This is a genomic window from Paenibacillus lentus, from assembly GCF_042714055.1.
In the GTDB taxonomy this organism is placed as follows: domain Bacteria; phylum Bacillota; class Bacilli; order Paenibacillales; family Paenibacillaceae; genus Fontibacillus; species Fontibacillus lentus_A.
In genome coordinates this window covers 192002-213157 of sequence record NZ_JBHGVC010000008.1, presented here as the reverse complement: position 1 = coordinate 213157, position 21156 = coordinate 192002, and the positions used below count along the sequence as shown (strand labels likewise).

The 21156-nt window shown below is 50.2% G+C and carries 23 protein-coding genes, 1 riboswitch and 1 other annotated feature; of the genes, 4 read left to right on the top strand and 19 right to left on the bottom strand.

The window, feature by feature from the left end; translation table 11 throughout:
* Positions 1-53: 53 nt before the first annotated feature.
* From ACE3MQ_RS18865 to ACE3MQ_RS18780, 18 genes are all read right to left on the bottom strand, one after another.
* Positions 54-491, bottom strand: coding sequence for an ACT domain-containing protein (locus ACE3MQ_RS18865; RefSeq protein ID WP_379395481.1), 438 nt, complete (start codon positions 489-491; stop codon positions 54-56).
* A gap of 156 nt (positions 492-647) precedes the next feature.
* Positions 648-1958 (bottom strand): GTPase ObgE, encoded by a 1311-nt coding sequence (obgE, locus tag ACE3MQ_RS18860; RefSeq protein ID WP_379395479.1) that lies wholly within the window; start codon positions 1956-1958, stop codon positions 648-650.
* A complete protein-coding gene (locus ACE3MQ_RS18855; protein ID WP_379395477.1) occupies positions 1949-2713 on the bottom strand; it encodes a Spo0B domain-containing protein in 765 nt (254 codons plus the stop codon). The genes obgE and ACE3MQ_RS18855 overlap by 10 nt, the downstream gene beginning before the upstream one ends.
* Positions 2714-2935: 222 nt before the next feature.
* Positions 2936-3247, bottom strand: coding sequence for a 50S ribosomal protein L27 (gene rpmA / locus ACE3MQ_RS18850; protein WP_019638294.1), 312 nt, complete (start codon positions 3245-3247; stop codon positions 2936-2938).
* 18 nt (positions 3248-3265) lie between these two features.
* A complete protein-coding gene (locus tag ACE3MQ_RS18845; protein WP_379395475.1) occupies positions 3266-3598 on the bottom strand; it encodes a ribosomal-processing cysteine protease Prp in 333 nt (110 codons plus the stop codon).
* A 14-nt stretch (positions 3599-3612) separates the two neighbouring features.
* Complete coding sequence (rplU, locus tag ACE3MQ_RS18840; RefSeq protein ID WP_379395473.1) at positions 3613-3924, bottom strand: 50S ribosomal protein L21; 312 nt, start codon at positions 3922-3924, stop codon at positions 3613-3615.
* A gap of 13 nt (positions 3925-3937) precedes the next feature.
* Positions 3938-4020, bottom strand: a sequence feature (ribosomal protein L21 leader region).
* 75 nt (positions 4021-4095) lie between these two features.
* On the bottom strand, positions 4096-5289 hold the full coding sequence (locus ACE3MQ_RS18835) for an Rne/Rng family ribonuclease (RefSeq protein ID WP_379395471.1): 1194 nt from the start codon (positions 5287-5289) through the stop codon (positions 4096-4098).
* 61 nt (positions 5290-5350) lie between these two features.
* Positions 5351-6208, bottom strand: coding sequence for a M50 family metallopeptidase (locus ACE3MQ_RS18830; RefSeq protein ID WP_379395469.1), 858 nt, complete (start codon positions 6206-6208; stop codon positions 5351-5353).
* The gene (locus ACE3MQ_RS18825) at positions 6201-7238 is read right to left on the bottom strand and encodes a peptidoglycan DD-metalloendopeptidase family protein (RefSeq protein WP_379395467.1); all 1038 of its coding nucleotides are present in this window, start codon (positions 7236-7238) and stop codon (positions 6201-6203) included. Before ACE3MQ_RS18825 ends, ACE3MQ_RS18830 begins: the two co-directional genes overlap by 8 nt.
* A 180-nt stretch (positions 7239-7418) precedes the next feature.
* The gene (locus ACE3MQ_RS18820) at positions 7419-8567 is read right to left on the bottom strand and encodes an FtsW/RodA/SpoVE family cell cycle protein (RefSeq protein ID WP_379395465.1); all 1149 of its coding nucleotides are present in this window, start codon (positions 8565-8567) and stop codon (positions 7419-7421) included.
* Positions 8568-8573: 6 nt separating this feature from the next.
* Positions 8574-9368 (bottom strand): septum site-determining protein MinD, encoded by a 795-nt coding sequence (gene minD / locus ACE3MQ_RS18815; RefSeq protein ID WP_379395463.1) that lies wholly within the window; start codon positions 9366-9368, stop codon positions 8574-8576.
* A gap of 3 nt (positions 9369-9371) precedes the next feature.
* Positions 9372-10034: a septum site-determining protein MinC gene (gene minC, locus ACE3MQ_RS18810; protein WP_379395461.1), complete on the bottom strand. Its 663-nt coding sequence runs from the start codon at positions 10032-10034 to the stop codon at positions 9372-9374.
* Between the two features lie 75 nt (positions 10035-10109).
* Positions 10110-10643, bottom strand: a complete 534-nt coding sequence (gene mreD, locus ACE3MQ_RS18805) for a rod shape-determining protein MreD (RefSeq protein ID WP_379395459.1) — start codon at positions 10641-10643, stop codon at positions 10110-10112.
* A complete protein-coding gene (mreC, locus tag ACE3MQ_RS18800; RefSeq protein ID WP_379395457.1) occupies positions 10643-11518 on the bottom strand; it encodes a rod shape-determining protein MreC in 876 nt (291 codons plus the stop codon). The genes mreD and mreC overlap by 1 nt, the downstream gene beginning before the upstream one ends.
* A gap of 131 nt (positions 11519-11649) precedes the next feature.
* Positions 11650-12681, bottom strand: coding sequence for a rod shape-determining protein (locus tag ACE3MQ_RS18795; protein WP_379395455.1), 1032 nt, complete (start codon positions 12679-12681; stop codon positions 11650-11652).
* A gap of 39 nt (positions 12682-12720) precedes the next feature.
* Complete coding sequence (gene radC / locus ACE3MQ_RS18790; protein WP_379395453.1) at positions 12721-13410, bottom strand: RadC family protein; 690 nt, start codon at positions 13408-13410, stop codon at positions 12721-12723.
* A 146-nt stretch (positions 13411-13556) separates the two neighbouring features.
* Complete coding sequence (locus ACE3MQ_RS18785) at positions 13557-14168, bottom strand: Maf family protein (RefSeq protein WP_379395451.1); 612 nt, start codon at positions 14166-14168, stop codon at positions 13557-13559.
* 180 nt (positions 14169-14348) lie between these two features.
* Positions 14349-15458, bottom strand: a complete 1110-nt coding sequence (locus ACE3MQ_RS18780) for an SPOR domain-containing protein (protein ID WP_379395449.1) — start codon at positions 15456-15458, stop codon at positions 14349-14351.
* A gap of 138 nt (positions 15459-15596) precedes the next feature.
* Positions 15597-15711: riboswitch (TPP riboswitch) on the top strand.
* Between the two features lie 128 nt (positions 15712-15839).
* Here ACE3MQ_RS18780 and ACE3MQ_RS18775 point away from each other — a divergent pair.
* Genes ACE3MQ_RS18775 through ACE3MQ_RS18760 form a run of 4 tightly spaced genes read left to right on the top strand, consistent with a single transcriptional unit; the run spans position 15840 to position 19703 of the window.
* Positions 15840-16475: a YkoF family thiamine/hydroxymethylpyrimidine-binding protein gene (locus ACE3MQ_RS18775; protein WP_379395447.1), complete on the top strand. Its 636-nt coding sequence runs from the start codon at positions 15840-15842 to the stop codon at positions 16473-16475.
* A 2-nt stretch (positions 16476-16477) separates the two neighbouring features.
* Complete coding sequence (locus ACE3MQ_RS18770) at positions 16478-17077, top strand: ECF transporter S component (protein ID WP_379395445.1); 600 nt, start codon at positions 16478-16480, stop codon at positions 17075-17077.
* The gene (locus tag ACE3MQ_RS18765) at positions 17077-18897 is read left to right on the top strand and encodes an ABC transporter ATP-binding protein (RefSeq protein ID WP_379395443.1); all 1821 of its coding nucleotides are present in this window, start codon (positions 17077-17079) and stop codon (positions 18895-18897) included. Before ACE3MQ_RS18770 ends, ACE3MQ_RS18765 begins: the two co-directional genes overlap by 1 nt.
* A complete protein-coding gene (locus ACE3MQ_RS18760) occupies positions 18894-19703 on the top strand; it encodes an energy-coupling factor transporter transmembrane component T family protein (RefSeq protein ID WP_379395441.1) in 810 nt (269 codons plus the stop codon). Before ACE3MQ_RS18765 ends, ACE3MQ_RS18760 begins: the two co-directional genes overlap by 4 nt.
* A gap of 77 nt (positions 19704-19780) precedes the next feature.
* Here ACE3MQ_RS18760 and murC read toward each other — a convergent pair whose 3' ends face one another.
* Positions 19781-21154 carry a UDP-N-acetylmuramate--L-alanine ligase gene (gene murC / locus ACE3MQ_RS18755; RefSeq protein ID WP_379395439.1) on the bottom strand — a complete coding sequence of 458 codons (1374 nt, stop codon included), beginning with the start codon at positions 21152-21154 and terminating at the stop codon, positions 19781-19783.
* Between the last annotated feature and the right edge of the window lie 2 nt (positions 21155-21156).

Below are 21156 nucleotides of genomic sequence, written 5' to 3'. Positions count from 1 at the left end.
TCCCCTCCTGTTCCCTCTACGGGTTTATCGATATTATTTGTTGCGGGAGATGCCTATCCTTGACCGACGATTTGAATTCTCCTTACGCCGGAGATTTCTTGCAGAGCCTTGATCATCTTATCCAGCTCCTCTGTTAGCCTTGAGGTCTCTACTGAAATGACGACATTGGCTCTTCCTTGCAAAGGAATGCTCTGATTAATCGTGAGCACATTTCCGCCCGATCCGGCAAGCTGAGACAATACTTGGGATAAGATACCGGAACGGTGCTCCAAGTCGAACGATATCGTTACGATTTCTTCCCGTTCCATTTGATTCAATGGATGAATGCCGTCCTTATACTTATAAAAAGCACTGCGGCTAAGCCCGACCTGCAGCGTCGCTTCATGCACGGTTTTGACGTCTCCAGCGGCAAGCAGCTGCTTCACTTGAAGCGTCTTGATTACCGCTTCCGGTAAAATATCCTCACGGACCAAGTAATAACGCTCCTTCACAAACGTCCTCCCCTTAAAGACTGTTGTTTTCGTATAGTGGACATTATAACGGAAAGAAGGTCTGGAGGCAACCTATTTTCCGCACAGATTTGCGCGGATTTCCATCGGTTATAAACAACAAAGAGCACCTGGCAGGTGCTCTTCCCAACGAAAGCATTAATAGTAGCTGCTTCCCTCCACAAATTCGAATTCAAAATCGCCAATTCGAACGATCGTTCCGTCCTTTGCACCGCGTCTGCGCAATTCGTCATCCACGCCCATATGACGAAGCGTACGCGCGAGCTTGAGAATCGCGTCATGCGTATTCAGTTGCATCCGCTTCATCATTCTTTCGATCTTCGCGCTTTCGACCACAAAGTCCTCATTCTCGCGGCGAATCACGAAATCCTGCTCCTCTTCTTTATCCAGCTTATAAATTTTACGCTCATTCAAATCCGTAACCTCGTCAAGCGCAGGCTCTTCCGGAATCTGATCCAGTATATCGGCAGTTTTATAGAGCAATTCCTTGACGCCTTGCCGAGTCAGGGAGGAAATCGGCATGGTTTCCAGATCGGGACGAACCTCGCTTACCTGTTTGCGGAACTTCTCCAAATGCTCCTCTGCATCCGGCATGTCCATTTTATTAGCGGCTACGATTTGTGGGCGCTTCTCGAGCTCCGCATTGTACAGCTTGAGCTCTTCGTTGATTTTCAGCCAATCATCGAATGGATCCCGTCCCTCTGACCCCGCCATGTCTACGACATGAATAATGACGCGCGTTCGTTCTACGTGGCGAAGGAATTCATGTCCCAGCCCAATTCCTTCATGCGCTCCTTCTATCAGACCCGGCAGGTCGGCCATTACGAAGCTGCGGCCTTCACTTACGTCCACCACCCCAAGATTCGGCGTTATTGTGGTGAAATGGTACGCGCCGATTTTCGGCTGAGCTGCAGAAACGACCGATAGCAGCGTAGATTTGCCTACACTCGGAAATCCGACAAGCCCTACGTCAGCCATGACCTTCAGCTCCAGGACAATCCAGCGCTCCTGCCCTTCTTCCCCATGCTCGGCCAGCTCTGGGGCCGGATTGCTCGGCGTCGCAAAACGGGTATTGCCTCGTCCACCCCGGCCGCCTCTCGCCACAACGATCTGCTGGCCGTGTCTAGTCAGATCGGCGAGCACCTCTTGAGTATCATCGTCGATTATAACCGTGCCCGGGGGAATCCGAACGATCATATTCTCGGCATTTGCGCCATGCTGGCTCTTGTTTCTCCCTTTTACACCACGGTCGGCCTTAAAGTGCCGCTGGTAGCGGAAATCCATTAGTGTGCGAAGACCTTCATCCACGCGGAATATAACATCGCCGCCCTTGCCGCCGTCGCCGCCCGCCGGCCCGCCTTCCGGAACATACTTCTCCCGGCGGAAAGCAACGATGCCGTCGCCGCCGTCACCGCCCTTTACGTATACCTTCGCTTTATCTATAAACATGCGTTCACCTCTTTTAAATTTCCGCAAAGCATTCGCAATCGAACAGAGGCTAATTGTGAATCCCCATGCTCGGCTCGGATTCGCTTGCCTGACACGATCTCAGCCAGCCGCTTCGAGAGGATTTCCGCATTCCCCGGAGTCCCCTCCTGCTCAAAGCAGATCAGCACCTCGTTATGCTCAAGGCATATCGACATGCTAAGCTGAAGCATTTCTCCCCAGGAGGAGCGGCCTGCGAACTGGAAGGCTCGGATCGTCGCTATAATGGCCCCTGTCAATTCCTCCGCATCCTCGGCGGTAAGCAGCTTGCCGAGCTCCAAATCATCCTCAATATCTACCGCGAGTTGAACTGAACTATTCACTTCACGAAACGATTGTAAATAAAAAACCAATGAAGGGATGCCTAACCGTGATATTTTGCTCTCCACAGCCATCCTTTCCTTTATTCTGTCCACACAGCTGGCCAGTTTATCAATCTTGCCCAGTTGAATATATCCGTACAATATTTGCAGGTCGTTCATCCAATCATGCCGATGGTGGCCCAGTGTAGCGGCCGCGGTTCTTTGAACCGACTCAAGCAGCTGCTTGCGCTCATTAGCTGCCCGTTCCTTCAAATACTTGATATAAGCCCATAACACCGCCAGCAAACATACGCACAACACAACATACCATACTGTCGAATCAACGAAGTATAATATCACCAACATAGCAAGCGTAAGCGTTCCGGCAATGACCGGCACTGTGAACCGATGTTTCATGAATTTCCCCGTTCCTCTTCATTTGGATAACAAGACATTTATTATTTTTAACATCTTTACCCAGTATATCACAATCCTTGTCCAGGCAAGGACTTAAAAAAGTATAGTAGGTTATGGATTGTTCAGGGACAGTACAACTGTAAGCTTATGAATTCTATGATTTAAAAAAGCCCTCGGCACGAGTGCCGAGGGCTCATAAGCAAAGCTAGGGCAGCCAAGCTCTTAAGCTTCGACTGCAGCCGCTACAGGAGCAACTTCCACAGGGTAGACGCTCACTTTCTTGCGATCGCGTCCCCAACGTTCGAATTTAACGACGCCATCCACTTTTGCAAACAGCGTGTCGTCTTTACCGATTCCCACGTTGGTACCCGGATGAATCTTCGTTCCGCGTTGGCGAACAAGAATGCTTCCGCCTGTTACAGTTTGGCCGTCAGCACGTTTCACGCCAAGGCGTTTAGCGATACTGTCGCGACCATTCTTCGTGGAACCTACACCCTTCTTGGATGCAAACAACTGGAGATCCAATTTCAACATTATAGTCTACCTCCTTCTTTAAATAATGACATCATGTATCTGAATATACTCACCGTATGACAATTCGATACTCTGCAGCATAACGACCATAGAAGCAAGGAGAAGCTGCGCCTGCTCCCTAGCCTTCGGTTGCTCGACATGAGGAAGACTCGCGTTCAAGAACCCGTTCTTCATCTTGGAATCCATCACGATCCCGGTTAGCGATTCGACGGAATTAACCGTACCAACGGTAACAGCTGATACCCCGGCGCACACAATGTCTTGACCTGGCTCGGCAAAATGCGCATGACCTTCCACTTTGAAACCATGTATATCGTTATCCTTGCGACGCAATATGGAGACGCTAATCAAGGCACGTCACCTTCTTACGCTTGGATTTTCTCAATGGTCACTTTCGTGTATGGTTGACGATGACCTTGTTTCTTGTGGTAGTTCTTCTTCGGTTTGTATTTGTAAACGACAACCTTGCGGCCTTTGCCATGTCTTTCAACTTTCGCTGTCACACTAGCACCGGCTACTACAGGTGTTCCCGCTACCAAACCTTCGCCTTTGGATACGGCCAATACACGGTCGAACGTCACACTTGCGCCGTCCTCTGCGTTCAATTTCTCGATGTAAAGAACATCGCCCTCTTGAACACGGTATTGTTTACCGCCAGTTTCGATAATTGCGTACATTTGCTTGCACCTCCTCATGTCTCAGACTCGCCTAATTCAGGTGCGCCGCGAAATGCGACGATCTTGTTGACCTGATCGGAGCGGTTACAGCATGTGCACAAGCTACACTTATGACACATACCTTAATATAATATCACGGAGTATATCTAAAATCAATTTATTTTCGATAAATTAATCGATGTTCGAGGCAGTCGTTTCCTTACGGATTCGCTTCCGCGTCATTTCAAGCAATCCAAGCCTCGTCCAGCCAAGAATATGGTGCTGAGTCCGATCCCCCTGCATGCAGCTATGAAGCTTGTCCAGCACAGCGTCGCGATGCTCATCGCGATCCATGTCGATGAAATCGATAATAATGATGCCCCCGGTGTCCCGCAGACGAATCAATCTGGCCATTTCAGCGGCTGCCTCCAGATTGGTCTGGAATACCGTTTCCTCCAGCGAGTTCCCGCCGATGTATTTTCCCGTATTCACATCGATGACCGTGAGTGCCTCCGTCTGATCCCAGACTAGATATCCTCCGCCCGGCAGCCACAGCTTCCGCTGAAAATCCTTGTCCAGCTGACTTTGTACGCCATAGAACTCAAATAAAGGAATATCCTTGTTGTATATTTTAATCGGCTGCGGATTTCCGGGAAGCATCATTTCCAGAAATGAGGCCACTTCCTCGGCCCGTTGGGCGCAATCCATAATGATCTCATCCGTCTCCGGACTGTAAACATCCCTCATCAGCCTTTGAACCATGCTAAGATCCTGATGCAGCAGAGACGGTGCTGCGCTAGTCTTGCTTTTTTCCAATATGGAGGTCCATTGCTTCCGCAGCAGCGACAAATCAAGAGATATAGCCTCCAGCTCCTCGAGCTCGGCTACCGTCCGGAGAATAAGTCCCTCCTCCTCCTGCCGCAGCTGCTCGCCGATCCCTTTCAAGCGCTGTCTTTTCTCTTCATCCATAATCTTCTTGGAGACAGCAACATAGGCTGCGGATGGCATGTATACGAGCCAGCGGCCCGGAAGGGAATAATGCGTCGTTACTCTAGGCCCCTTATTGCCAATCGCATCCTTGACGACCTGAACGATAATATCTTGGCCAGGCTGAAGCAGCTCGGATATAAGCGGCTTAACCTTCGGCTGTCTTTCCAAATGGGGATGAAGCACATCATCAATATATAGAAAGGCATTTTTCTTCTGTCCGATATCTACAAATGCAGCTTGCATGCCGGGCAGCACATTCACGACACGCCCTTTAAAAAAACTGCCGACAAGCCCTCTCGCCTGGCAGCGTTCAGCAGCAAATTCCACCAGTCTGCCATCTTCCTGAAGCGCCATTTCGGTAGAGCCGGATTTGCAGTGAACAATCATTCGTTTCATGATTTCACCCTCAGTCTGCGTTGTACCACGATTATATTTTCTGATTATAACACGGCAGGTGCTATGCCGCAGGCCCTCCTTTAAAAAAGGAAGAAATTACCCTTTGCTCCGGCACGACCGCAATAATTTTGCCTTGGCGGTTCATTACATAAATAAAATGATACTTTTCCCTTTTAAATAGACGCAAAATATGCTCCAAAGGTTGCACTTTATCCGCTACGATCGGCTGAGCCAGACTACCATGCAAAAGATGGCGCGAGAACGAACGATCCCTGTTCATCAAAAAGCGCATGAATCGATAAGGTATGTTGCGGTAATCCACATAATTGGAATAGAGCAAAAACAGGCCAACCAGCAACAAGTTTAACTGAAGCGCACCATTTTGGAGCAAAAGGGGAGACAAAGCATAGCCAATCACAAACAAGCTGAATAACAAGCTTATTCGCAGCGACCATACTAATGCCGAATGGTACGGCAAAATCATGCTGAACAGGGATTGCCATATTTTACCCCCATCCAGCGGCAGCACCGGCAATAAATTGAATAAGGCGATCAAAATATTACCCTGCACAAAATATTCGTAGAAGGGCCCGTCCCATAAACCGAAGGCATGAAGCAGCCAGGCAAAGCCGATCAGCAGTCCATTTTGCAGGGGGCCGGCAAGCGCAATGATCATCTCACGCCCTGCGTGCAAAAAAGCGGTATCTTCCATCACCGCCACGCCTCCGAAGGGAAGCATCTGCACGGAAAGGACGTTAACGCCAAACCACTTTGCGGCGGCAACATGCCCCCATTCATGAATAAATACGATCACGAACAGTGTAATCAATTCCACAAAATGCCCCGTAATGACGGAAGCCAGCATGACGAGGACGAATAACGGGTGAAAGGATATCGTAATACCGCCCCATCTAATCAAATGGAATCACATCCGCTGGATCAATGTAGCGCTCATCCTTTTTTAAGGCAAAATAAAGGGTAGGCACAGCCTGCTCAGACGGAGCCTCAAGCTTTCCGATCAAATCCCCGGCCTCCACCCAATCCCCTTTTTCTACAAAAGATTGCTGCAAATGACCGTATATGGACACATACCCGCTGGCATGCTGAATGACGACCGTCTCCCCGGTAAAGGCATCATTACCGACGCTTAGCACCCTGCCTGTTTCTACGCTTTTAACCTGTAAGCCCGTGCTCGAATCACTGACAGGAACGATGTTTACCCCTTTCAGGCTAAGCGCAAAAGCCCCGGCAATCTTTCCTTCAAGCGGAACTGTAAAGCTGCTCGAATTGTTGACCTTGACCCCTTTGTCCTCATGCTGCCTGAATATCGGGATAAAGGTCGGAGCTCCTCCAAAATTGCGTATGTACCATGCCTCCGCTGCTCCAAAGTCCATTTCATGGGTTAAGGAATGCGCCACGAATAGACGGATCGATCCCGACCAAGGGGGTTCATATCGGTTGATCGCCCATAAACCGGCAAAAAGCAGCATGCTGATGCTAAAACGAATAAATAACATGCTCCAAAAGGAAGTGCGCTTCCCATCATTCGGCAGGACAGGGGGCTGCTGCTCGCCGAATAGGCCCGAATCCTTCCAGCGTCCTTGCCCGTGCTTCCACATCCATTCAGGATCCTGCTCCTTTTCATCCGCTGCCTTCGGATTTTGGCGATTCTCCCATACGGGTTGACCGTTAACGATATCATTCATGTCACGGCTTCCAGCCGTAGTCTCTTCAAGCGGAGTGTTCATCCCGTACAATCCATGCAGACGGTTCCCAGCAGGCTGGGCTGCAGATCGATGAGCCGTATTTCGCTGTCCGTCGGCTACATCCGCATCGCCTCTATTTCGCTCGGCAAACAGGGAAGGGGCACTGGATCGCCTCTCTTCACCCGAGACTAATTGCTTGATCCGCTCTTCCCGCCGCCGCTTTACATTCGACTTTACGTCCATCGTTCTCATTCCTCTCCGATAGCATCAGGCGATCTCATCCTAAGCACAACTAATTCACAGTTGTACCCAGTAGACATGTTGTACTTAGTTTATGAGCGGCATAAGCGGAATATGAACAAGCCTTGGCGATATCGGACTTCCTGATGCTAAAGCAAAAAAACCAGCCTATATATGCTGGTTCTAATCTACTTTATATTTTTCCTGATGCAGCTTAATGCTGAACACCAGGCCTATACACAGCATGTTCAGAAGCAAGGATGTCCCTCCATAGCTTATGAACGGTAGAGTAATGCCCGTAATCGGCATCAGGCCGATCATCATGCCTACGTTCTCAAAAATTTGGAACAGAAACATCGCTGCAATCCCCACAATAATAAAAGCTCCACGCTTATCGATGCAGCGAAGCGCTATCTGAATCATCCTGTAAATAAACAGGAAATACAGGAGCATTAATATGGATGACCCTAGGAAACCAAATTCTTCGCCAACGACGACAAATATCGAATCCGAATACGGATAAGGCACAAACCGTTTATTCTTGAGCTCTCCCTGCAAAAAACCATCGCCCATCAATCCGCCGGAGCCAATCGCAATCTTGGCATAGCTGGACTGATGCTTGGCATCGCTGGACGCCTCGTCCGGGTTAATAAACGTATTGATCCGCTGATACCAGTGCAATTTCCCCTTATCTCCCAAATAATCGTGAATCTGCTGATTGTAGACGTTAAACAAAGTAACGAACACAACCAAACAAGCAACGAGTGCCGTAAGGCCGATGAGGACATGACTATACTTCGTGTTGCCGATCCAGAGCATGGCGCAGAGCACCACCAGATAAATGATGGCATTTCCCAAATCCGGCTGGATTAACACCAGCATGAAAGGGAGCAGCGTTACCGCTGTAATCGGAATAACATCCTGGCGGAATCTTAACAGCCGCCCCTCCCGCTTGCCAAGCAAATAGGCGGTAGTCATAATGAGAATAATTTTGACCAGCTCGGCAGGCTGAAATAACAGCCCTCCCGGAAGCTTAAACCAGCTTCGCGCACCGTTAATTTCCGGTGCAAATAAGAAGACAAGAACGAGCAGCAAGCAGCCCGTTCCGTAAATATACCAGCTATAACGAAGCAATGTGCGGTAATCGACGATCGACATCCCGAATACCAACGCGAAGCCAAGGCCATAGAACATCAAGGTTTTTAGATCATAGTTCTTGAAATCCGGCGCATAAGGGGCAATTGCACTGTGGACGAGCAAGGTGCTCATAATCATGAAGATGGCTAGGATTGCAACCATAAGCCAATCGATTTTTTTGAGTTTAAAGAACAACTAGGATCAACCCATTCCGAAAAACTTCTTAAAGCGAGTAAACATGCCTTTCTTCTGATCGAGCAGCATCAAAGGAACGGTATCTCCCAATATCCGCCGGGCAATATTGCGATAAGCAATCGCTGCCTTGGAATCGGGATTCATCACGGTGGGTTCCCCGCTATTCGCCGCTTTAATGACAAGCTCATCATCCGGAACGACGCCGATAAGATCAATGTTCAGCACTTGCAAAATGCCTTCGATATCCAGCATGCTGCCGGATTTCACCATATCTACTTTGATCCGGTTGACCACAAGCTTCGGCGAGCCGATATGCGAGCTTTCCAACAGGCCGATGATACGATCCGCATCCCGCACGGCGGCATGCTCCGGCGTCGTAACGACGATCGCTTGATCCGCTCCGGCGATGGCATTCTTGAAGCCTTGCTCTATCCCGGCAGGACAATCGATAATAACGTATTCATATTCTTTCTTCAGTTCAAGAACAATATCTTTTACCTGCTCTGCCGTGACGGCATTCTTATCCTTCGTCTGTGCAGCCGGCAGCATATATAATTCATCAAAGCGTTTATCCTTCACCAAAGCCTGATTAAGGCGGCAGCGCCCTTCGGCTACGTCAATCAAGTCATAAATGATCCGGTTCTCCAACCCCATCACGACATCCAGATTCCGCAGGCCGATGTCCGTATCGACGAGACATACCTTTTTGCCAAGCAGCGCCAGGGCCGTACCGATATTAGCGGAAGTCGTCGTTTTGCCGACGCCGCCTTTGCCCGAAGTGACAACGATAGCTTCTCCCATAGTTTACACCCCTTTGAACACGTTAAAATCCGGACGCACCCGGGTTATGTTCGTTATTTTGTCAATTTGCATCTGCCCATCGCGTAAGAAGGCAAATTCCATACTGCTCTCACGATGTTCCCATTCGTCAGGCGGACGACTATAAACCTCAGCAATACGCAGTTGCGTCGGCGATAAATACGAGGCAGCTATAATAGACTCTTCCTTGCCCTGCGACCCTGCATGGGCCATGCCTCGCAATGCTCCCAGGATAAACACGTCTCCGGTGCAGGAAATCGTCCCCCCGGGATTGACGTCTCCAAGAAACAGCAAATTTCCGTCATGATGCAAAACTTGGCCGGAACGGACAATTCCGCTTATCGTCGTTAATATCCCTTCCTTCGGCTGATCACCTTCCGCTAACGGCGACTCTACCGATCGTACCAGCAAATTGCCTTTTTGCTTCAATATATCAAGGATCATTTCCTTCTGCGCATCCGTCACAATTCGCTTGCCCAGTTTAACATCAACATGCATGATTGGACCTGTCAGTATGTTCTGATGGCTGTGCTCCACCTTATACCGCAGCTCGTCCAGAAGCTGTTGCAAATCGCACTCATCGTCAAGCAGGAAAACCAGGCCATCCTTGATGCCCTTGATCGTAACATGGTTAGATTTTACTGTCATAAGCCTGTCCCTCCCTCCTATTCAATTCGTGCAGGAGCCTCGAAGTTCCTGCTTCCTAGGGAAAAGCACGAAATGTCAGGCTTGATTTTCGGAGGAACGACGCTTGGTGATCAGCTCCAATTGGCGCCTAAGGGGAACGTAAATGGCCAGGGCAAATGTAAAGTGAACGAACACGTTCGGTATAATATGATTCATTAAAGCCCAGGTAAAAGGCTGGTGCGTCAGCTCGAACAAAGAGTACGTGGCGAATAGGATTGAATCCAGCAGCATGCTGCCGAGCATGACGACAATCATCATAAGCGGAAGCGGGGCTCTGGGCGAGCGGAATACGAGGCCTAGCAGGTAGCTGGACAGCCCCATCGCAAAGGAATAAGCTCCGATCAACGATCCGTAGAATACCACATCCTGCAGCAGGCCAAAAAGAAGTCCGAGCACTAGGCCGCTGTGCCGGTTATCGTAGACGGTAATAAACAGAATGGCGATGTATGCCAAATGGGGAACGACCCGGGTCTGCCACGAATCGGGAATGATCCAGGGGAGGATCGTTCCTTCAATAATGAATAACACGAACAACAGCAGGATCAATATTTGTTTGCGTTTGCTCCTCACTACTCCAAGACCTCCGGTGTATACACCACAATCAACTCTTTCCAATCCGTGAAGCTCGCTGCCGGCTCGATAAAGGCTGTATAGGTCATGCCGTACTCTCCAACTTGAATATCTTTGACTTTGCCGATGACCATCCCTCGCGGGAAGGCTCCGCCGACACCGGACGACACAATCGTATCGTCGATGGCTATCGACGAAGGATCGTCGATTTTATTCATCAGAAACATGCCCTTATTCGTATCAAATGTCTCAACAACTCCAAATACTTCGTTCTCTTTACCTTGAGCCGTTGCTGAAATTCCATTGGAATTCGGATCCTTCGCATCCATCGTCGTCAATAGCTTGACGGTGGAAGTAAAGTTGCTGACCCGGCTAACCGTACCTACAAGTCCTTCAGCCGAAATAACAGCATACCCCACCTTGACGCCGTCATTGCTCCCAAGGTTCACTTTAATCGTTCGGTTAATCGGATCATTATTCACGCTGACCACCTGGGCGATCCGGTAGGTATAATTGTATTGATTCTTCTGGGCTTCCGTAAATTTAAGCAAATCAGCCAGACGGACATTCTCCTGCTCAATCCGATTATAGATGGCTTTATCTCTCGTGTAGTGAGACAGGGCAATTTTGAGTTGTTCGTTCTCCTCTTGAAGAGCACGCAGGTTGGAGATATCGTCGATCAAGCCTGCAATATATGAAGTAGGCTTATAGAAAATGGACTGCACAAAGCCAACCGTATCCTTCACGAACTTCTCCGGCCACGACAAATTCGCCCGAGGCCCGAGCGTAAATCCCATGATGGCGATAAAAAGAATGAGACCCATTAGCAATATAAACAATCTTTTGTTGCCAAGCAGCTTAAACAGTTTAAGCACCCTCCAACCTTACAAATTCTCCTCTCCACGAGTCCACAATATTTACTATAGAAAAACGGCACAGCCGTCCATTTCAGGACGGCGACCGTTTTATCATCATAGTTCGCGTTCTCCTGTGCACAGCGCAGAAATTAGCGTTTGCGCAGGGCCGAACTGCTTCTTGATTTGAACAAATGGATGTTATCGAGAGCTCTCCCCGTACCGATGGCCACGCAATCGAGCGGATGCTCGGCCACGATAACAGGCATGCCCGTCTCTTTGGCCAGAAGCTTATCGAGATTCCGCAGCAAAGCTCCGCCGCCGGTCAGCACAATGCCGCGATCCATAATATCGGCGGCCAGCTCAGGCGGACACTTCTCCAGTGTCACCTTCACCGCTTCCACGATCGAATTAACCGTGTCGCCGAGCGCCTCGGTAATTTCATCGGAAGTGATGGAAATGGTCTTCGGCAGCCCGGTGACTAGATCCCGGCCCCGGATTTCCATCGTTTCCACCTGCTCGAGCGGAAGCGCCGAGCCTACATCCATTTTCAGCTGCTCCGACGTTCTCTCGCCGATCATTAGATTATATTGGCGCTTAATGTATTGAATGATGGATTCATCCATATCATCGCCAGCTACGCGTGCCGATTTACTTGTAACAATACCTCCGAGAGAGATTACAGCAACCTCCGTCGTACCGCCGCCGATGTCTACAACCATGCTGCCGGTCGGCTCCCATACCGGAAGATCGGCGCCGATAGCCGCTGCAAAAGGCTCTTCAATGGTGTAGGCTTCACGTGCTCCCGCTTGCTTCGTAGCATCCTCTACCGCCCGCTGTTCTACGGCCGTAATGCCAGATGGCACGCATACCATCACGTTCGGATGGCGCTGGAACAAGGAACGCTGCTTCTGAGCCTGGCGAATAAAATATTTAATCATCGTTGCAGTCGTATCGAAGTCAGCGATAACGCCGTCCTTCATCGGACGAATGGCCCGGATATTGCCCGGCGTTCTCCCGATCATTTTCTTAGCCGACTCTCCGACCGCTACAATGCTCTTATTATCTGTATTCATCGCTACTACCGACGGTTCTCTTACAATAATTCCTTTACCTCGAATATAAACGAGCGTATTCGCCGTACCCAAGTCAATCCCTAAGTCTTTCGTGAAACCACCTAACATGCTGTAATCTTCCTTTCCTTCTGTATCTGGTCTATTATATTACATCAAGCCTTGCTCCTTCAAACTTATGAATTCACCGTCCCCGATCACGATATGATCCAGCACATCGATTCCAACAATTTCTCCAGCCTCGCACAAACGCTCGGTCATTCGGATATCTTCTGGGCTTGGCGTCGGATCTCCGCTCGGGTGATTATGAGCGCATACGACAGATGCACTGCTGCATTTAATCGCTGCGCGAAACACCTCCCGCGGGTGGACGATCGATGAATTCAGGCTTCCGATCGAAAGCGTCTCCTGAGCAATGATATGATTTTTCGTATTCAAAAATAAACAAACAAAATGTTCCTTTTGCAAATAACGCAGCTGCTCCATGAGTATATCCGCCGCATCGCGAGGACTGCGAATAACCTGGGCTTCAGGGAGCCGCGCTTTGGCAAGCCGCTGCCCCAGCTCCATTCCCGCCTTCAACTGCACGGCTTTGGCGGGGCCGATGCCTTTCAGCTTCACCAGCTCGTCCAAGCTAATATCCACAAGATTACGGATTCCACCGATTCCGCTCAGGACACGCTGAGCCAGATGAACGGCTGATTCATCCCGAGTACCCGTACGAAACAGAATGGCTAGCAATTCAGCGTTACTGAGCGAGCTCGCTCCATATTGCATCATGCGTTCCCTTGGCCTTTCCTCAAAAGGCATATCACGCAGCATGTATTGCGGCATATCCATTTATATCCCTCGCTTCCGAATGATTAGGCTAGTCCGGCTAACCGGCTGCCAGCAAAATTCATGGCGGAAGGATATGCTTTATCTCTTCCTCTTTCTAACAACGTACATATAAAATGATTTGTTACACCATTTCGGCTGGATTTTAATTACTTCAAAACTTGGATTCCGAAGCGGCCAAGCATTTCGCTTACCAATGACAGCGGCAGGCCCACAACGTTGAAATAACAGCCTTCGATGCCCGTGACAAAAATCGCCCCGAGTCCTTGTATCGCATAAGCTCCCGCTTTATCCAGCCCTTCTCCGGTCTCGGCATACGCGATAATTTCTTCTTCTGTTAAAGCTCTCATCTTAACTATGGTGGAACGATATTCGACTTCCGATCTTCCTGTATTTGCATCAATACAAGCTACGGCAGTGTATACATGGTGGCTTCGTCCCTGCAATGAACGGAGCATGGCGGCAGCTTCTGCAGTATCCTTGGGCTTGCCAAGCACTTGTCCATCCAGAACGACAATAGTATCACTACCAATAATAACAGACCGGCGCGACGATCGCTCTATCGATGCCTGAACGGCCTTCGCTTTGCGAAGCGCAAGCTCCATGACGATTTGCTCCGGCGCCCACTGTTCCGGCGTAGTTTCATCGGCTTCACTTGGAATAACTTCAAACGGGATATGTAGTGAAGCCAGCAGTTCCCGTCTGCGTGGTGAAGTCGAGGCCAGCACGACATAGGGTGATGTTGAAGCTGCTAATTCCAAGATACGGATTCTCCTTTATTCGTCGTTCGTAGGGCAAGCTTACAGAGCTGTTAACCTCGCCATTTTTTGACACTTTGGCACTTCATTATTATAAGGTTAATTGATCGGCAATACAAACACAAAAAAGGCAGGGGGAACTATTTCCAATTCCCTGCCTCTCCAGAAAAAGTTATTCCTTGCTTATTGAACCCCCACTATTTTCTGTTCAGCTAAAATAAAGCGCATCATTTCATTTTGCACTTCCCAGAGCATCGTCTGCTCCCCCTTCTCATTGAACTCCTCCATCGCCTCCACCGCACTGTTCATCGCCTTCTCCATTTCCTTCGCCTCGGTCTCCGCAGTGGCCGACAGCTTGCCTCGAATGGCAGCAGCGCTTTTGGTCCAAAGCTGATGACTCTCGCGAAGCTGACCGATCTCCTCCTGGCTCTGCCGGGAGGGAGAGGCTTCTCCCAGGAGAGATGCCGATGAGGAGCTAAGCATATAGACGAGATCCGCGCTTTGCGCTAAATATTGCTGAAGGGATGCTGCGTCCCCGTTGTATTCCACCGTAGCCGACTCCGGCAGGGAAATCTCGTGCAATATAAGATGAACGCCCCCTGTCTTTAGCCGTCCGCTTAGCATCTTGGCTTCTTCACGGTCAGGCGAAACCCCTGCATATACTCGTTTCTCGTCTACTGTATCCCGCGCCGCGGCGATCCCTGAGTCCCGCAATTGCTGCTGAGCCAGCTCTACCCCCTCCGCCGTGCTGAATACGCCGTATTGCAGGAAATGATAGCTTTGCGACGGCAGAACGACCTGAACGAGCGGCGCCTGCTCTTCGGTGATGACGCTGCCCAGCACGGGGATATTTGCCGCTTCCCCAGCAGCCTCCTGCTTCGGCACGCCTATTCCAGGTATAGGAACCGTTATTTCTTGATTGAACATCGACAGAACGACGAACCCAAATAGCGCTCCCGTTACGATAGCACCGGTCAATGAGCCGGCAACCTTCCACCAAGAGGTTCTCGTCCTTCGAAAATAATAATCTCCGCCGTCCGGCGCCTCATGCTCCGGAAATACGGTTATCCCTGTTCCGGTATGGTCTGTAAAGGGATCTCCCCAATAGTCCACCGTCTCCACCGCGCGGTAGGTAACGGGATATTCGTTCGGCTTTCCGTATGAGCTGTCAGGCAACTCTTTATTCCATTGAACAGGGATTGGTTCGTTGGTCTGTCTTTCTTTTGCCGTCTCCGTATAGGGGGCTTCCCGCCCTTGTTCATCGAACCGGAATGTCATCTTCGCCTTGTTCACGATCCGCACGCTCCTTGTCCTCTCTTCTAACGATACAATATGAATTTTTGCGAGAATATAGACCAGTTCATTTGAACAAGGCCTTTACAATTTAAAGGAACTCTGTATAATGGGAACCATTGAAAACCGCATAACGAAGCAATGCACTAGGGGTGCCTTCACTGGCTGAGAGATCGTTCCTATTCCAGGACACGATTAACCCTTTACACCCGATCTAGATCATACTAGCGTGGGGAAGTGCGGGGAAACGATGAAAGGCGCTGCATAGTTTAGCTTTGCTATGCTAAAGCGAATGGGCCTATATCGATACAACTGCACTCTTCGGGTGCGGTTTTTTTGTCGTTATCGACACACCATTTGCCCAAGGGAGGAAAAAGTAACATGAACAATTCATTCAACGAACACATAGTGCCTGCCGCATGCGGAAGCAGCCGTATCGTCGGCTGCCGCTTCTCGCTCTTTCCGATGAGCGATCGATTTGTGCCGATTATTCTTGGAGCTCTGGAAAATACGAATACGTCCAAGGTATGGATCAAGAGCGATGACGTCAGCACCTGCGTGCGCGGCCGTCATGAGCATGTATTTGACGTAGTGAGATCCATATTTCTGCATGCGGCAAAAAGCGGAGAGCATGTAGTTCTCAGCGCAACCTTCTCTGTCGGTTGTCCCGGCGATACGGAAGGCGATGTATTCATGTCCGAGGACGACATACGTTTAAATGAAACATTCGAAGCCAACATAGATACGGCCGTTCAATTCGCGCTCTACCCGATGGGAGTGCCTCACTATATGGACGTAATTTATAATGCCGTAAAAGCCGCCGAAGCAGAAGGCACGTTCTCCGGCGGGGTTCATTATGCCAGCCGCCTGGATGGGGAGGCCGCTCAGGTATTCCGATCGCTGGAAAACGCCTTCGTAACGTCAAGCACGCAGACCTCTCATCTTGTCATGACGGCCACGATTTCCTGCAACAGTCCGTCTGCCAAACCAGATGTTGTACAGAGTAAGGGGGAGTAAAAATGTCGTCTTGGAAGCTTCGTGACATTATCGTTCTTAGTTCACTATCTGTCGTATTTGCTGTCGTATACTTAATTTTTCTGCAGGTTGGAAATGTGCTCGTCGGTTTTATGGGTCCGATGGGATATGAGGTTATTTTCGGGATATGGTTTATCGTGTCGATCATTTCAGCCTATATTTTGCGAAAGCCAGGTGCAGCCCTGTTATCTGAGACGATTGCCGGAACGATCGAGGTACTCATCGGGAACGTCACCGGCCCAATTTTGATCTTGTCGGCCTTTATTCAGGGTCTTGGTGCGGAAGCGGCATTCGCTGTCGTAAGATATCGTTACTACAACACACCTGTGCTTATGGGGGCAGGCGTAGGTGCAGCCGTATTCAGCTTTGCCTGGGGGTTCTTCCAATCCGGATTCGCTGCTCTATCCACGGGGCTCGTCATTTCGATGTTCATCGTGCGCGTCATCAGCGGAGCGGTTATCGCAGGCCTTCTTGGAAAGTGGATTTCCGATGCGCTGGCTCGTACCGGGGTGTTAAGAAGCTTCCCGATCGGTAAAGAGGCAGCTCAGGCTGCGCGTCATAAACAATCTACGGTGAAGCTGTAATGGATACTCTGCTTCAATGTACATCGTCCGCCCAGGGAGCAGTGCGCACGATGTACACGAATAAGGAAATGATCGACAAGCCGATTGTTTTGGAGACGAAAGATTTGTCGCTAGCTTTTAGCGAGGAGGACGGGGAGCATGTATTCTCCTCCCTATCCCTCCGCTTGCATCAAGGGGAGTTAATGCTGCTTCTCGGCCCCGGGGGCTGCGGCAAAAGCTCCATGGCCCTGTGTTTAAACCGAGTGTATCCAACAGCCATTGACAGTGTCGTTGCAGGCAGCGTTTATTTGCACGGCCAATCTCTGGAAGGACAAGATCCCGGGGTAATTGCCCAGCAGGTGGGAATCGTGTTTCAAGATGTCGACAGCCAGTTTTGCATGCTGAAGGTAGAGGAAGAGCTTGCTTTTTGCCTGGAAAATATCGGTTGTCCACGGGAGCAGATTAGCGCAAAGATAGACGAAGCGCTTCAGCTTGTCGATTTGACCGGCTGGCGGGATGCACATATCCATGCCTTATCCGGGGGAATGAAGCAGCGGCTGGCACTAGCCTGTGCCTTGGTACTCAATCCAGAGGTGCTTATTCTCGACGAGCCTACATCCAATTTGGATCCGGAAGCCTGTTGGGCCTTGTCCGCCCTTATCGACTCTATACGCAAACAGCGCCAAATGAGCATTTTGCTCATTGAGCATCAATTGGACGCATGGATGCCTTATGTAGATCGCCTGGCAGTCATGGGTACAGAGGGAAAGCTTATTTACGAAGGCGAGCCAAGAACTTACTTCGCCAATTTCAAAGAAGAAGCGAAGCAATTAGGTATATGGATGCCGGGTGCCGTTCGCTTGCACGAGAAGTTGCAGGCAAAGCATGCGGCTTCATGGCAGCCTTTGACCAGAGATGAGCTTACCGATTTTTGGCTAAATGAGCCGGACGCCGTAAAGATTAAAGTTCTCGAGCAGCTAGAAGAAAGGCAAGCCCGCAGGTCAATGCAATCGAATGGCGATTCGGAGAAATCTGGAAGCAGAGACAGCCTAATGCTAATCGACAATGTCTCTTTTGAACGCAGCGGCGGCCGACAGATTCTTCAGCAGCTTTCGCTGACGATTCCTGCCGGACAATTCATCGCGCTGGTCGGACCTAACGGTGCGGGCAAGTCCACTTTGGCAGCTCTATTATCGGGAATATTAGAGCCTTCGGCCGGAACGATCCGCTTATCCGGCAAAGCCATCTCGAGTTGGCCTGAGCAGGAGCTGCGAAAGCGCATCGGTCTAATTTTTCAGCACCCCGAGCACCAATTCGTGACCGATACCGTCTACGACGAGCTGGCCTTTGGCTTCCGTCTTCAGAAGCTGCCTGAACAAGATGTGTCCGGACGAGTCGCTTCACTGCTCGACCAATACCGGCTGCAGCATCACCGCGAGTCCAGCCCCTTTGCTCTGAGTCAAGGGCAAAAACGCCGATTGAGTGTGGCCGCCATGCTGTCCGAGGAGCAGCAAGTTCTGTTATGCGACGAGCCTACATTTGGCCAGGATGCATACTCTGCCTTGGAGCTGATGAAATCGCTGCGCGCCCGGGTAGATCGCGGACTTACCGTCATCATGATTACTCATGACATGGAGCTCGTGCAGCAATTTGCCGATCGGGTCATTGTGCTGAGCCAGGGAAGCATTCAGTGGGATGGACGGCCGGAAGATTTATGGGAGTGGCCGGAGCAGCAATTACTGGCGCATAAGCTTATTCCTCCTCTCTCGGCTCATTTGAAGAATAAGTTGCAAACAGCGATCAAGAGAAAGCGAGAGGCTTACGGGGAGGTGCTCATTTGAAAACGCCCGGTTTATTCGGCGAGCTCTTGAATGAAATGAATCCCGCGATTAAGGGGCTCACTGTCATTATAGGAGTCATCCTGTTATCGTTTGCTTTTGATCCGGTAACTATCTCCATCAGCTTAATTTATATCTTGATCGTAACCGGGATGTTCGGCCGGATTTCCTGGCGAAGATGGCTGCTGTTATTCGTGCCCTTCTTCATTATGGCCATCGGTTATTTCTGGACGGCAGCCCTTTTTCCACGTTCCGATTTGCCCCAGAACTCGCCGATGCTCCTATCCTGGGGACCGCTCAAGATGACAGAGGCCGGGTTCAGTCTGGCCCTATCGCTCGCACTACGTACGTTAATGTTCTCGGCGCTTTCTCTTATGTTCGTCCTGACTACCGAGCCCGTGAAATTCATGTTCAGTCTTATGCAGCAGTGTAAGCTTCCGCCCAAGCTGGCGTATGGCATACTGGCCGGATTTCGCTTTCTTCCTTTATTCCGCGAGGAGCTGCGCATTATGCAGCAGGCTCATCGAATGCGGGGCATATGGCGGGAGAAGCGCAATATCCGCTCGCTGCTTCAGGCTTTCAAGAGATACAGCATCCCTCTGCTGGCGAGCGCAATCCGCAAGTCCGAGCGGGTGGCCGTCGCTATGGTATCCCGCGGTTTTACCGGCGGCAAACGGGATTTCTACTGCCAAATGGAAATACGCTGGCGGGATTGGATGTTGATGGGCATCGTGCTGTCCGGCATCCTGTTGGGGTATACAATTTCTTTTGCTTTGGGTACCTTGACTTGGTATGGAGGACAGCTATAGATTATAGAAAATAAATTAAAGGAGCTGTCCCATCGCAGACCAATCTGCACATGGGACAGCTCCTTTATCATTTGCTTTTAGGAAAGGGTCTTGGCCAACTCATGTCCGACTTTCCAAATGTCCCCGGCTCCCATCGTAATGACGAGGTCACCGGATTGCAGCCGTCCTCGCAAGTCGTCAATGACATCCTGCTTCGTTGGCAGATATCTTGCTCCGGCATTGCTGTTTTCTTTGATCAAATCTACCAGCTTCGAAGAATTGACGCCTTCAATCTGCTTCTCCCCTGCAGGCGAATAGATATCGGTAATAATCACTTCATCGGCCCCGCCAAATGCGCGGCTAAACGCATCGAGGAGAAAAAACGTTCTCGAATACCGCTGCGGCTGGAATACGGCAATAATTCGTTTGCCGGTCGCCTTGGCTGCGGCAATCGTCGCTTCAATCTCCGTGGGATGATGGGCATAATCATCAATAACGAGAATGCCTCGGCTTTCGCCAAGCACCTGGAAACGACGCTTAGCTCCATGGAAATGCTGAATCGCTTCGGCAATCTCCGCGAAAGGAATTCCGGCCTCAAGACATACAATCACCGTCGCCATCGCATTGTATACATTATGTCGACCGGGAACGGAGAGCTTGATTTGTCCGAGTGGCTGCTGGCCTTGATTCATCGTGAATACAACCTTGCGATCCCCAAGCTGAATATCCGTAGCCGTATAGTCGCATGCCGTCTCGATTCCATAAGTTACGACTTGGCACTGCACCTTAGGCAGCAAATCGCGGATGTTCCGGTCATCCCCCGATACGACGGCTTTTCCTTCCGGTTTGATTTGATTCAGAAATTGTACGTAGGCATCCTTAAGCTTCCCGAAATCCCCGCCGTAATTCTCCAAATGATCCGCTTCAATATTCGTGACAATGCCGAGCGATGGATGGTACTGCAGGAAAGAGCCATCGCTCTCATCTGCCTCCGCAACGACGCATTTTCCCTGCCCTGCTTTGGCATTCGTACCAATGTCCATAATTTCGCCGCCAATAATATAAGTAGGATCCGTTCCGCACTGTTCCATCACCAGGGCGATCATGGAGGAGGTCGTCGTTTTGCCGTGCGCTCCAGCAACAGCCACGCCTGTACGTTCGTTCAGCAACCTTGCCAGCATCTGGGAACGATGAAGAACCGGGATTCCCTGCTCCTCCGCTTCCACCCGCTCGACGTTATCCTTCGGCAGCGCTGTCGAGTACACGACTAAATCTGCTCCATGGACTTGCTCTCTGGTATGTCCAATATAAATTTTAGCCCCTTTGGCCGCCAGCTTCTCCGTCAATTCCTGGGAAGCGACGTCCGATCCGGTAACGGTGTAGCCCATTTCCAGCATAACGCGGGCAATAGCGCTCATTCCATAGCCACCGATCCCGATAAAATGTACATGTTGTTCTGTCGTATTCAACATTA